Source organism: Micromonospora sp. NPDC000442 (genome assembly GCF_042898635.1).
GTDB lineage: Bacteria > Actinomycetota > Actinomycetes > Mycobacteriales > Micromonosporaceae > Micromonospora.
In genome coordinates this window covers 284,061-296,617 of the sequence record NZ_JBIAYZ010000003.1, presented here as the reverse complement: position 1 = coordinate 296,617, position 12,557 = coordinate 284,061, and the positions used below count along the sequence as shown (strand labels likewise).

Genomic DNA, 12,557 nt, shown 5'->3' with positions numbered 1-12,557 from the left:
CCCGGCGTCCGTCGTGTCGTTTGATCATTCAGGGAGCGGCAGGCCCGCCGCCGCGCAGTCGGCGCGCAGCTGGGCGATCTCGCCATCGGTGGCGTTCACCAGCGGCGGACGGACCGGTCCACCCGGCAGGCCCCGCACCGCCAGGCCAGCCTTGACCAGGATCACGCCCTGGGTACGGAAGATCCCCGTGAACAGCGGCAGCAGGCGGCGGTGCAGCGCCAGTGCGGTTGCCGTGTCCCCCGTGTCGTACGCCTCGATCATCCGCTTGGTCTCGGCACCGGTGAAGTGTGTGGAGGTGCCCACCACGCCGACGCAGCCGACGGCCAGGGCGGGCAGGGTGAGCGAGTCCTCGCCGCTGTAGTACGCCAGCTCCGCCCGGCTGGTCACCCAGCTCGTCGCCGTCAGGTCGCCCTTGGCGTCCTTGACCGCGACGATCCGGCCGTGCTCGGCGAGCTGGACCAGGGTCTCGGTCTCGATCGCCACACCGGCGCGGTGCGGGATGTCGTACAGCATCACCGGCAGCCCGGTGGCGTCGGCCACCGCGGTGAAGTGGCGCAGCAGACCGGCCTGCGGCGGCTTGCTGTAGTAGGGCGTGACCACCAGCAGCCCGTGCGCACCGGCCTTCTCCGCCGAGGTCGCCAGCTCGATGGTGTGCCGGGTGTCGTTGGTGCCGACCCCCGCCACCACCCGGGCCCGGTCGCCGACCGCCTCCACCACGACCCGGATCAGGCGTTCCTTCTCGGCGTCGGTGGTGGTCGGTGACTCGCCGGTCGTGCCGTTGACCACCAGGGCGTCGTTGCCCTGCTCCGCGACCAGATGATCCGCCAGCCGTGCCGCGCCGTCGAGGTCGAGCGCCCCGTCGGCGGTGAACGGGGTCACCATGGCCGTGAGCACCCGGCCGAACGGACGGGAGGCCGTTCGAACCGGAGCGTCGAGGTGGTCGTGCGTCATGGTGACAACCTATCGGACGGCCGACGGCCGGCCACCGGGGAAGGCCTCACCACCCCCGGGTGGGCGGCCGGACGCCGTTCAGGACACCTGGGCGTACGGGCTCTGCGCCACCTCCGTGCCGTCGGGCAGCGTCGAGATGGTGAAGTCGGCGAAGACGTTCGGCGCGACCCGCTGCAACTGTCGGAGGCATTCCACCGCCAGCTCACGGATCTCCACGTCGGCGTGCTCGGTGGCACGCATACCGATGAAGTGCCGCCAGGCCCGATAGTTGCCCGTCACCACGATGCGGGTCTCGGTGGCGTTCGGCAGCACCGCGCGGGCCGCCTGGCGGGCCTGCTTGCGCCGCAGAGTCGGGTTCGCCACGTCGGCGAAGCGCCGTTCCAGCCCCTCCAGCAGCTCGTTGTAGGCCCGTACGCTCGCCTCGGCGGCCTCGACGAACCGCTTGTGCAGTTCCGGGTCGTCGGCGATGACCGTCGGCTCCACCATCGCGGCGTCCCGCTCCGGCACGTACCGCTGCGACAGCTGGGAGTACGAGAAGTGGCGGTGCCGGATCAGCTCATGGGTGAACGAGCGGGACACGCCGGTGAAGTAGAAGCTCACCGAGCCGTGCTCCAGCACCGAGAGGTGGCCGACCTCCAGAATGTGCGCCAGGTACCCGGCGTTCGTCGCCGTCGCCGGGTTCGGCTTCTTCCAGCTCTGGTAGCAGGCCCGCCCGGCGAACTCCGCGAGCGCCTGCCCCCCGTCGGCATCGGTCGACCAGGGAACGTCCTCCGGCGGATCGAAGTGGGTCCACGCGATCAGCTTGACCTGGGGCTGCACCATCTCCGGCATTCCTGGGACTGTAGCGGACCGGGCAGCGGGCAGCGGCCGGCGGGCCGGACGGCGAACAGACCACGAGGTATGTCACGTCGACAGCCACCCGCGGAGCAATGCTGAGGGTTCGGACCTAGACGTAGAGGGCGGTGAAGGGGGGCCAGGGGAGGTTGCGGACCACCGAGAAGGCCAGCCAGGCGGCGAGGAACCCGCCGATCAGCTTCGGGCCGATGCGTAGCTCGGGAAGCCGCCAACCGAACGCCTGCCGACCGGCCCAGGCGACGAAGAGGTACGCCAGGAAGGGCAGCGCGAAGACGAAGAGGAAGTGGTGGCGGGCGGCGGCCGGCAGATCGGCGTGCAGCACGTACCAGAGCGCGCGGGTGCCGCCGCAACCCGGGCAGTCCAGCCCGGTGGTCATCTTGAGCAGGCAGGTCGGCAGGGCGTCGGGCGCGGATCGGGTGGGATCGCTGAGCAGCGTGTACCCGATGCCGGCGGCGACACAGCCGACCGCGGCCAACGGCACCACCCAGCGCGGCGTGCGAGCGTGCATCCGGGTCACGAACCGGGTGAGCCGGTCGGACTCGACCACCGGATAGCCGGCCGGGTAAGCAGCCGCCCAGTCGCCCTGCGCGGCCCCGTCCACCGGCGCACCGTGTGGATGCCCGGCCGGGACCGGTGTGCCGCCGGAAGCGCACGACTCCATGGCGGGGTGCGGTTGGGCAGCGTCCGATCGGTCAACGCTCGTCACGGACCTCACCGTACACCGGCCACGCCCACCAACGCGGCGGCCAGCGGTGCCGCGAGGTCACCGGCGGCCGGCGGCGCCACCGTGTCCAGGCCGAGCCAATCGGCCAGGCGGTACAGCTCGGCGGCCAGGGCGATCGCCGTCTCCCCCGGGTCGACGCCCGGCTCGACCCAGGCGGCCGGCACCAGCAGCACCCCGGACTTGCGGTCCGCCTTCAGGTCGACCCGGGCGGTGAAGCGCTCGCCCTGGCGGAACGGCAGCACGTAGTAGCCGTACACGCGTTGCGGTGCGGGCACGTAGATCTCGATGCGGTAGCTGAAGCCGAACAGCCGCTCGGTGCGGGCGCGCTCCCAGACCAGCGGATCGAAGGGGCTCACCAGGCCGTTGCCGCGCACCCAGCGGGGTAGCCGGGCCTCGGCGTGCAACCAGGCCGGCTGCCGCCACCCCTGCACGGTGACCGGTCGCAGCTCTCCCGCCTCGACCAACTCGGCGATGGCCTGCCTCGCGCCGGCCACCGGCAGCCGGAAATAGTCGCGCAGCTCCGGCTCCGCGGCCACCCCGAGCGACCGGGCCGCGACGCCCACCAGGGTGCGGTACGCCTGCGCGTCGGTCGGCGTCGGCGCGTCCAGCACCTGCGCCGGCAACACCCGTTCGGGCAGGTCGTAGCGGCGGGCGAACGAGGTGGTGCGCTGTGCCGCGCACACCTCGCCGGCCCAGAAGAGGTATTCCAGGGCCTGCTTCACCGCCGACCAGTTCCACCCCCAGTTGCCGGTCTGGCGGGGCACGTCGTGCTCGATCTCGGCCACGGTGAGCGGCCCCCGGGCGGCCACCTCGTCGCGTACCCAGGCGACCAGGGCCGGCTGCTCGGCGGCGATGCGGCGCATCCCGCCCCAGGCGTCGGCGTGTGCCCGCGCCATCCGCCAGCGCAGCGCCGGATGCAGGGCGACCGGCACCAACGACGCCTCGTGGCCCCAGTACTCGAACAACTCACGGGGCCGGCGGTAGGCGGCGGAGTCGAGCAGAGTGGTGGGGTAGGGCCCGAGCCGGCTGTAGAGCGGCAGGTAGTGCGCCCGTTGCAGCACGTTTACCGAATCCATCTGGATCAAGCCGATCCGGTCGAGCACCCGACGCAGGTGCCGGCGGGTGGGCGCCCCGGTGGGCGCCGGATCGGCGAAGCCCTGTGCGGCCAACGCGACGCGGCGGGCCTGGGCGAGCGAGAGCGATTCCGGTGCGGCCATCGCAGGCAGGCTACGGCAGGCGTACGACATCGGTGCGGACACTGGACCTGCCCGCCCTGGCGGCCTAGAACTACTTCCATGCCCAGCATCCGCCGTGAGCAGCCCGACGACGCCGAGGCGGTGGCCCGGGTGCACGTACGCGGCTGGCAGGCCGGCTACGCCGGAATCATGCCGGACGAGGTGTTGAACCGGCTCAACCCGGTCGCCTGGGCGCAGCGCCGCCGGGCCCTCGGCACCGCCGACCCGGATCATCCGTTCACCACCCTGCTCGCCGAGGAGCACGGCACGCTCGTCGGGTTCACCACCTTCGGGCCGTACCGCAACAACCAGGATCGCGGTGACCTCGACCCGGCGTACGGCGAGGTGGTGAGCCTCTACGTCACGCCCGACCACTGGGGTGACGGCACCGCTCGGGCGCTGTTCGCGGCGGCCCGGGCGGGCCTGCGCGAATCCGGCTGGACGGAGTACCGGCTCTGGGTGCTGGCGGACAACGACCGGGCCCGCCGGTTCTACGAGCGGGCCGGGTTGTCACCGGACGGTGAGCGGTCGACCTATCCGGTGCCGTTGTCCGGCGGGCGACCGTCGATCGGGCTGGTCGAGCTGCGGTACACCGGCCGCCTCGACGGCGGCTGAATCCGACGACGACGCTGGATCCGACTGCGACCGGGGTGGGACCGGACGCACGGGCAGGAAGGCCAGCAACGCCAGGCTGATCCAGACGTAGGTGTTGCCGAACAGGAAACCGTCCAGACCGGTGAAGTCCTCCTCCCACGCCCAGACGATCCGGCTGATCAGGAACGCGTACCCGATGGTCGCGCAGGCCAGCAGGGTCCGACGGCGGCGGCCACCCGGCGGTGCGGCCATGCCCCGGTCCACCAGCAGCAGCAGGCCCGGCAGCAGCCAGACCAGGTGATGCACCCAGGTGACCGGGCTGACCAAGCACATCACCGCGCCGGTCAGGGCCAGCCCGGTGGCCTCGTCGCCCACGGACGCCGCGGCCCGGGACCGCCACGCCCAGAGCACCAGCGTCGCGACGACCAGCAGCAGCCAGGCCAGCGTGCTGGGGCTCTGCGGGTCGAGCCGGGCCACCACGCCCCGCAGCGACTGGTTGGAGACGAAGGCCAGCTCACCGACGCGCCCGGTGTTCCACAGCGCGCTGGTCAGGAACTCCCGGGAGGCGTCCGGGAACAGGGCCGCGGCGAGGATGGTCGCGGCGGTCGCGGCCCCTGACGCGGTCACCGCCGCGCGCCAGCGCCGGGTCACCAGCAGGTAGACGATGAAGATGCCCGGCGTGAGCTTGATCGCGGTGGCCAGGCCGATGCCGATCCCGGCCCATCTGCTGCCACCCGGCAGCAGCCGGAGCAGATCCACCGCGACCAGGAAGAGCAGCAGCGTGTTGACCTGGCCGAAGTTGATCGTCTCGCGCATCGGTTCGAAGGCGGCGACCAGGCACAGCGCCACCGCGAAGGCGAACCAGCGCGTCCAGCCGGCGCGCCGGGACACCGGATCCAGCAGCCACCAGATCAGCACCGCGCTGGTCACCACGCCGGCGGCCACGCTCACCACGATCGCCGCATGCCAGGACAGGTACGCCATCGGCAGCATCACCAGGGCGGCGAACGGTGGGTACGTGAAGCCGTACTGGGTGCCGGGCTTGAGGTAGTCGTAGATCTCCCCGCCGTCGTGCACCCACCACACCAGGGCGCCCCGGTAGACCTGCAGGTCGAAGAAGCCGTGCCGAACGGCCGCCACGGACAGGAACCCGGCCACCGCGACGGCGAGCACGATCACCGCGGCGACCTGTCCGACCGTCCGCCTGGCACCCTGCGCCACCGTCGCCTCCCTCACCCTGCGTAGGCTGTCGTGCCATGAGTCTCGGGTACGTCCGCCCGGCGCGTCCGGAGGACGCCGCCGAGATCGCCCGCATCCAGCTCGCCACCTGGCGGGTCGCCTACCGGCGACTGCTGCCCCGGGAGGTGCTGGACGGCCTCGACGAGGCGTTGCTGGCCGAACGCTGGGACGCCTCGGTGCGCCAGCCGCCCGGCGGCACCCACCGGGTGCTGGTCGCCGTCGAACAGGCCGAGCAATCGTATCTGGTGGGCTTCGCCGCCTCCGGTCCGGCCGATGCCGAGGCGCTGGCACCGAACGAACCGTCCGACGCGCTCGGCGCGGACGTGGTGGCGGTGACCGACCTGCTGGTCGAGCCCCGCTGGGGCCGACGCGGGCACGGCTCCCGGCTGCTCGCCGCCAGCGTCGACCTGTGGCGGGAGTCCGGCTTCGACCGGGCGGTGGCGTGGGTGTTCGAGGGCGACCAGGCGTCCCGCAAGTTCCTCACCACCGCCGGCTGGGAACCCGACGGCGCGGGACGCGCGCTCGACGTCGACGACATGTTGGTCCCCCAGTTGCGCCTGCACGTCGCCGTCCCCACCGAACCGCCCCAGGCCGGCTGACCAGACCCGCCGGTCGCCGGCCGGGGCCGGCAGTCGCTCAGTCGAGCAGGGCGTCCAGGCCGAGGGTCAGGCCGGGCCGGTTCCGCACCGCGCGTACCGCGAGCAGCACACCGGGCATGAACGAGACCCGGTCGTACGAGTCGTGCCGGATGGTCAGCGTCTCGCCGGTGGTGCCGAAGAGCACCTCCTGGTGGGCGACGAGTCCGGTGGCCCGCACGGCGTGCACGCGTACCCCGTCGACGTCGGCACCGCGGGCACCGCCCATCTCGTCCTTCGTGGCGTCCGGCACCGCGCCGAGGCCGGCCTCGGCGCGGGCCGCCGCGACCAGGCGCGCGGTGTGCATGGCGGTGCCGCTGGGCGCGTCGAGCTTGCGCGGATGGTGCTGCTCGACGATCTCGACCGACTCGAAGTAGCGGGCGGCGCGGGCGGCGAACTGCATCATCAGTACCGCACCGAGGCCGAAGTTGGGGGCGATCACCACGCCCACGTCGGGCCGGCCGGCCAGCCAGCCGCGCACCTGCTCGATCCGCTGCTCGGTGAAGCCGCTGGTGCCGACCACCGCGTGGATGCCCTGGTCGATGCACCAGTGCAGGTTGTCCATCACGACGTCGGGGGTGGTGAAGTCGACGAGCACCTCCGCCCCGGCATCGGCGGCGCTGACCAGCCAGTCGTCCTGGTCGACAGTCGCCACCAGCTTCATGTCGGTGGCCGCCTCGACGGCCCGGCACACCTCGGCACCCATCCGGCCGCCGGCGCCCAGCACGCCGACCTTGATCGTGCCCTTCTCCTGCTCGTCAGTCACGCGGCACAACCTATCCCAATCGGGACGCGGACACCCCGGGGGTGCACCGCACGCACCCGGTCGGCCTTAGGATCAGGCGTTGAAGTTCCGGCCGGCGAACGGACCGACGACGGCGAGGGACATCGGCCGGTCCAGCAGCTCGGCGGCGAGGCCGTTGACGTCGTCGAGGGTCACCGCGTCGACCCGGTCCAGCAACTCGTTGACCGGCACCAGGTCACCGTAGAGCAACTCGCCCTTGGCCAGCCGGCTCATCCGGGAACCGGTGTCCTCCAAACCGAGCACGAACGAGCCCTTGCTCATCCCCTTGCCCCGGGCCAGCTCCGCCTCGGTGATGCCGTGCGCGGCGGTACGCGCCAACTCGGCCCGGGTCAGCTCCAGCACCTCGTCGACCCGCCCCGGGGCGCAGCCGGCGTAGACGCCGAACAGGCCACTGTCGGCGTACTGGCTGGCGTAGGAGTAGACGGAGTAGGCGAGGCCACGGCGCTCCCGGATCTCCTGGAACAGCCGGCTGGACATGCCTCCGCCGAGCACGTTGTTGAGCACGCCGAGGGCGAAGCGGCGCTCGTCGAGCCGGTCGATGCCCGGGCAGCCCAGCACGACGTGCGCCTGCTCGGTCTCCTTCTCCTCCACGACGGTGGAAGCGGCCCGGGTGCGTACCCGGGGCGTGGCCGGCCGGTGCGGCGCGGGCGCCGCCGGGTCGGTGTCCAGCGGGGTGCCCCGCAGTCCCTGGCGGACCAGCCGCACCACGGCGGTGTGGTCGAGGTTGCCGGCGGCGGCGATGACGATCTGGGGTGCGACGTAGCGTCGCCGGTAGAAGCTCTGGATCTGCCGGCGGGTCATCGGGGTGACGGTGTCGGCGGTGCCGGAGATCAGCCGGCCCAGCGGATGGTCACCGTAGACGGCCTGGGCGAACAGGTCGTGCACCTCGTCGCCGGGCTCGTCGTCGTGCATGGCGATCTCTTCGAGGATCACGCCGCGCTCGGTCTCCACGTCGGCCGGCTCCAGCACCGAGTCGGCGACCAAATCGCACATGACGTCGATGGCCAGGGGCAGGTCCTCGTCCAGCACCCGGGCGTAGTAGCAGGTGTATTCCTTCGTGGTGAAGGCGTTGGTCTCGCCGCCCACGGCCTCGATCGCCGAGGAGATCTCCAGCGCGTTCCGCTTGTGGGTGCCCTTGAACAGCAGGTGTTCCAGGAAGTGGGCGGCACCGGCCTGCGGGCCGGTCTCGTCCCGCGAGCCGACGGCCACCCAGATGCCGAACGAGACGCTGCGCATGGCCGGAATCGCCTCGGTGAGTACGCGCAGCCCGTTCGGCAGCACCGTGCGGCGTACCGTGCCGCCCAGCGGATCGTCGCTCAGGGTCCGGGTCACCGCCCGGGTCGACCCACCGGCGGCCCGGGCGGTCGCGGTGGCACGTCGGCCGGCACCGGGCGGTGTCACCCCAGGTGTGATCGTGGGGAGTGACGAACGCCGGGTGCGGCTCACGGCAACCTGCTTCCAGTACGACGAGGCGGTGGACGAGTTGACGAACCGGCCGGGCGACGGTGTCGCCCGGCCGGTCAGCGGTTCATTGGTCAGCTGTGCCGGGTACGGCGTCGGGGACGGTTGTCGCCGCCGCCCTCGCCACCTTCACCACGCTCGGGGCCACGACCGCCCCGGTCGCCACCGCGCTCGCGGTCGCCCCGGTCACGCGGACCCCGGTCGCCACCCCGGTCGCGGCCGGCGGGCCGCTCCTCGCCGGCTGCGGCGTCCGGCGCCTCGGCACCCTCCGGGCGGACCTTGTCCAGGTAGATCTTGCCGCGCTGGTCGATGTCGGCGATCTCGACCTCGACCCGGTCACCGACGTTGAGGAAGTCCTCGACCTTCTCGACCCGCTTACCGTCGCCCACCTTGGAGATGTGCAGCAGGCCGTCGCGGCCCGGCAGCAGCGAGACGAACGCGCCGAACGGAGCGGTCTTCACCACCGTGCCGAGGAACCGGTCACCCATCTTGGGCAGGGTCGGGTTGGCGATCGCGTTGATCCGCTCGACCGCGGCCTGCGCCGACGGGCCGTTTGTCGCGCCGACGTAGATGGTGCCGTCGTCCTCGATGGAGATCTCGGCGCCGGTCTCGTCCTGGATGGCGTTGATGGTCTGACCCTTCGGGCCGATCACCATGCCGATCTTGTCGACCGGGATCTTCACGGTGGTCACCCGGGGCGCGTAGTCGGACATCTCGGCCGGAGCCTCGATCGCCCGCTGCATCACGTCGAGAATCGTCTGCCGTGCCTCGTGGGCCTGCTGAAGCGCGGCGGCCAGCACGTCCGACGGGATGCCGTCGAGCTTGGTGTCGAGCTGCAACGCGGTGACGAAGTCACGGGTACCGGCGACCTTGAAGTCCATGTCGCCGAAGGCGTCCTCGGCACCGAGGATGTCGGTAAGCGTGACGTACTGGGTCTTGCCGTCGACCTCGTCGGAGATGAGGCCCATGGCGATGCCGGCGACCGGTGCCTTCAGCGGCACACCGGCGCTGAGCAGGCCCAGCGTCGAGGCGCAGACCGAGCCCATCGAGGTGGAGCCGTTGGAGCCGAGCGCCTCGGAGACCTGCCGGATGGCGTACGGGAACTCCTCCCGCGAGGGCAGCACCGGGATCAGCGCCCGCTCCGCGAGGGCACCGTGCCCGATCTCGCGACGCTTCGGCGAGCCGACCCGGCCGGTCTCGCCGGTGGAATACGGCGGGAAGTTGTAGTTGTGCATGTAGCGCTTGGACTTCTCCGGGGAGAGGGTGTCCAGCGCCTGCTCCATGCGCAGCATGTTGAGCGTGGTGACGCCGAGGATCTGGGTCTCGCCGCGCTCGAACAGCGCCGAGCCGTGCACCCGGGGCAGCACGCCCACCTCGGCGCTCAGCGGGCGGATGTCACGCGGACCGCGACCGTCGATGCGGACCTGCTCGCGCAGCACCCGGCTACGCACCTCGGACTTGGTCAGCGAGCGGAAGGCCGCGGAGAGTTCCTTCTCCCGGCCCTCGAAGCGAGAGCCGAGTTCCTCCTGCACACGCAGCTTGATCGCGTCCAGGGCCCCTTCGCGGTCGGCCTTGCCGGCGATCTGCAGGGCCTCGGCGACGTCGGCGCGGGCCAGTTCGACGACCGCGTCGTACGCGTCGTCCTGGTAGTCCAGGAAGACCGGGAACTCGGCGATCGGCTTGGCGGCGACCTCGGCCAGCTCGCTCTGCGCCCGGCACAGCTCGCGGATGGCGGGCTTGGCGGCCTCCAGGCCGCTGGCCACGACCTCCTCGGTCGGGGCGGGTGCCCCGCCGGCGACCAGCTTCACGGTGTGCTCGGTGGCTTCCGCCTCGACCATCATGATCGCGACGTCGCCGTCCACGAGGGCCCGGCCGGCCACCACCATGTCGAAGGTTGCCCGAGCCAGCTCCTCGTGGGTCGGGAAGGCGACCCACTGGCCGTCCACGTGGGCCATCCGGGTGGCGCCGATCGGGCCGGAGAACGGCAGGCCGGACAGCTTGGTCGACATCGACGCGGCGTTGATCGCGACCACGTCGTACGGGTGCTGCGGGTCGAGCGCGAGGATCGTCTCGACGACCTGGACCTCGTTGCGCAGGCCCTTGACGAACGACGGGCGCAGCGGCCGGTCGATCAGGCGGCAGGTGAGGATGGCGTCCTCGCTGGGCCGACCCTCGCGGCGGAAGAACGAGCCGGGGATGCGGCCCGCGGCGTACATCCGCTCCTCCACGTCGACGGTCAGCGGGAAGAAGTCGAACTGCTCCTTCGGCTGCTTGCCGGCGGTGGTGGCGGAGAGGACGACCGTCTCGCCGAGCTGGGCGATGACGGACCCGGCGGCCTGTCGGGCCAGCCGGCCGGTCGAGAAGGTGATCTCACGGGTGCCGAACGACCCGTTGTCGATCACGGCGGTGCGGGTTTCGGTGCCGAGTTTGGTCTCGGTCATGCTGCTTCAATGCTCCTTCGCATCGGGGGCCACGACGCGGGAGCTGTGCGGACGGCCGGTCTTCGATCGAAGCGCCCGGGACCACCGGCGGGATGCCAGGGTGCCCGGAGGCCACTACCGGAGACCGGTACGCCGACGCTCCCTTGTCTGGGTGGTCGTGGCCCGTTTCTCGGTTGGGACGCCGACGGGGGAGTGACCTGGTGGGCCACTCCCCCGTCACGTCACCGGCGCAGGCCGAGCCGCTCGATGAGCGACCGGTAGCGGTTGATGTCCTTCTTCTGAACGTAGTTGAGCAACCGGCGGCGACGGCCGACCAGCAGCAGCAGCCCACGGCGGCTGTGGTGGTCGTGCTTGTGCACCTTCAGGTGCTCGGTGAGATCGGCGATCCGCTTGGTGAGGACCGCGACCTGCACCTCGGGCGACCCGGTGTCACCCTCGGCGGTCGCGTACTCCTCGCGGATCTTGGCCTTGGACTGCTGGTCGAGCGCCATGTTCTCCCTGTTCTGGTGGGTTGTCTCAATGCGGTCCGTCGGGCCGGGCTACGGCACCGGTGACGGACGGTCCTCGCACCCGCGGCGTCGAGCAGGCAGGCGAGGCCCCACGTCGGTCAGCCGACGTCTCAGCCAGCCTACCAGCACCCACCCGACCCGGGCGGTCAAGGGCCACGGGCGGGTCGGTGACCGGTCAGCCCAGAACCCGGCGGGTCCGCTCGACGTCCTGGGCGATCTGGGCGATCAGCGGCTCGATCGAGTCGAAGCGGGCCTGCCCGCGCAGATGCGCCACGAAGTCCAGCGCCAGCCGCTCGCCGTAGAGGTCGCCGTCGAAGTTCAGCGCGTACGCCTCGATCCGCCGCTCCCGGCCGGAGAAGGTCGGGTTCGTGCCGATCGACACGGCGGCGGCGAGCGGCTGCCGCTGCCCCCGACGGATCATCCGGGCGGCGTAGACGCCGTCGGCCGGGACCGCCGCGTACCGGTGGCAGAGCAGGTTCGCGGTCGGGTAGCCGAGTTCACGCCCGCGCTGGTCACCGCGGACAACCACACCCTCCAGCCGGTGTGGGCGGCCGAGCGCGTCGGCCGCTGCGGTCACGTCACCCGCGTCGACGCAGGATCTGATGTACGTCGAGGAGAAGACCGTGCCGGCCGCGGCCACCAGCGGCGCCCCTTCGACGGCGAAGCCGAACGTGCGGCCGAGCCGCTCCAGCAGCGCCACGTCACCGGCGGCCCGGTGGCCGAACCGGAAGTTCTCGCCCACCACCACGAGTGCGGCGTGCAGGTGCTCGACAAGCACGTCGTGCACGAACGCCTCGGCCGACAACCGGGAGACCTCTGGCGTGAACGGGATCACACAGAGCACGTCCGCACCGAGGGCCTCGATCAGCTCCGCCTTGCGGGACGGCTCGGTCAGCACGGCCGGATGGGAACCGGGCCGCACCACCTCGGCCGGGTGCGGGTCGAAGGTGACCACCACCGACTGCACGCCGAGTTCACGGGCGCGGGCCACGGCGTGCCCGATCGTCGCCTGGTGCCCCTTGTGCACACCGTCGAAGACGCCGATGGTGACGACCGACCGTCCCCAGCCACCGGGCGCCGCGTCGTACCCCCGCCACCGCTGCATGCT

At 71.8% G+C, this 12,557-nt stretch carries 12 protein-coding genes; 2 read left to right on the top strand and 10 right to left on the bottom strand.

All coding sequences use genetic code 11. The features are described from left to right. Nucleotides 1-24 precede the first annotated feature (24 nt). The 4 genes from dapA to ACFY2A_RS06305 form a co-directional block, all read right to left on the bottom strand. A complete protein-coding gene (dapA, locus tag ACFY2A_RS06320) occupies nt 25-951 on the bottom strand; it encodes a 4-hydroxy-tetrahydrodipicolinate synthase (RefSeq protein WP_363917143.1) in 927 nt (308 codons plus the stop codon). Nucleotides 952-1,029: 78 nt separating this feature from the next. Then, a complete protein-coding gene (gene thyX, locus ACFY2A_RS06315; protein ID WP_363917691.1) occupies nt 1,030-1,773 on the bottom strand; it encodes an FAD-dependent thymidylate synthase in 744 nt (247 codons plus the stop codon). 124 nt (nt 1,774-1,897) lie between these two features. Further along, complete coding sequence (locus ACFY2A_RS06310) at nt 1,898-2,521, bottom strand: DUF2752 domain-containing protein (RefSeq protein ID WP_387169170.1); 624 nt, start codon at nt 2,519-2,521, stop codon at nt 1,898-1,900. Further along, entirely contained in the window at nt 2,518-3,747 is a 1,230-nt protein-coding gene (locus tag ACFY2A_RS06305) for a DNA glycosylase AlkZ-like family protein (RefSeq protein WP_363917141.1), read from the bottom strand. Before ACFY2A_RS06305 ends, ACFY2A_RS06310 begins: the two co-directional genes overlap by 4 nt. A 78-nt stretch (nt 3,748-3,825) precedes the next feature. Here ACFY2A_RS06305 and ACFY2A_RS06300 point away from each other — a divergent pair, with 78 nt between their 5' ends. After that, on the top strand, nt 3,826-4,380 hold the full coding sequence (locus tag ACFY2A_RS06300) for a GNAT family N-acetyltransferase (RefSeq protein ID WP_387169165.1): 555 nt from the start codon (nt 3,826-3,828) through the stop codon (nt 4,378-4,380). Here ACFY2A_RS06300 and ACFY2A_RS06295 read toward each other — a convergent pair. After that, complete coding sequence (locus tag ACFY2A_RS06295; RefSeq protein WP_387169501.1) at nt 4,276-5,580, bottom strand: glycosyltransferase family 87 protein; 1,305 nt, start codon at nt 5,578-5,580, stop codon at nt 4,276-4,278. The genes ACFY2A_RS06300 and ACFY2A_RS06295 overlap by 105 nt on opposite strands. Nucleotides 5,581-5,615: 35 nt before the next feature. Between ACFY2A_RS06295 and ACFY2A_RS06290 the strand changes: the two genes are divergently transcribed. Beyond that, nucleotides 5,616-6,197, top strand: coding sequence for a GNAT family N-acetyltransferase (locus ACFY2A_RS06290; protein ID WP_363917137.1), 582 nt, complete (start codon nt 5,616-5,618; stop codon nt 6,195-6,197). Between the two features lie 37 nt (nt 6,198-6,234). Here ACFY2A_RS06290 and dapB read toward each other — a convergent pair whose 3' ends face one another. From dapB to ACFY2A_RS06265, 5 genes are all read right to left on the bottom strand, one after another. Next, complete coding sequence (gene dapB, locus ACFY2A_RS06285) at nt 6,235-6,999, bottom strand: 4-hydroxy-tetrahydrodipicolinate reductase (protein WP_363917135.1); 765 nt, start codon at nt 6,997-6,999, stop codon at nt 6,235-6,237. A gap of 72 nt (nt 7,000-7,071) precedes the next feature. Continuing rightward, a complete protein-coding gene (locus tag ACFY2A_RS06280) occupies nt 7,072-8,439 on the bottom strand; it encodes a M16 family metallopeptidase (RefSeq protein ID WP_387169499.1) in 1,368 nt (455 codons plus the stop codon). A gap of 134 nt (nt 8,440-8,573) precedes the next feature. Continuing rightward, entirely contained in the window at nt 8,574-10,940 is a 2,367-nt protein-coding gene (locus tag ACFY2A_RS06275; protein ID WP_387169160.1) for a polyribonucleotide nucleotidyltransferase, read from the bottom strand. A 221-nt stretch (nt 10,941-11,161) separates the two neighbouring features. Next, a complete protein-coding gene (gene rpsO / locus ACFY2A_RS06270; RefSeq protein ID WP_099847095.1) occupies nt 11,162-11,431 on the bottom strand; it encodes a 30S ribosomal protein S15 in 270 nt (89 codons plus the stop codon). A 193-nt stretch (nt 11,432-11,624) separates the two neighbouring features. Beyond that, the gene (locus ACFY2A_RS06265) at nt 11,625-12,554 is read right to left on the bottom strand and encodes a bifunctional riboflavin kinase/FAD synthetase (RefSeq protein WP_387169157.1); all 930 of its coding nucleotides are present in this window, start codon (nt 12,552-12,554) and stop codon (nt 11,625-11,627) included. Nucleotides 12,555-12,557 lie beyond the last annotated feature (3 nt).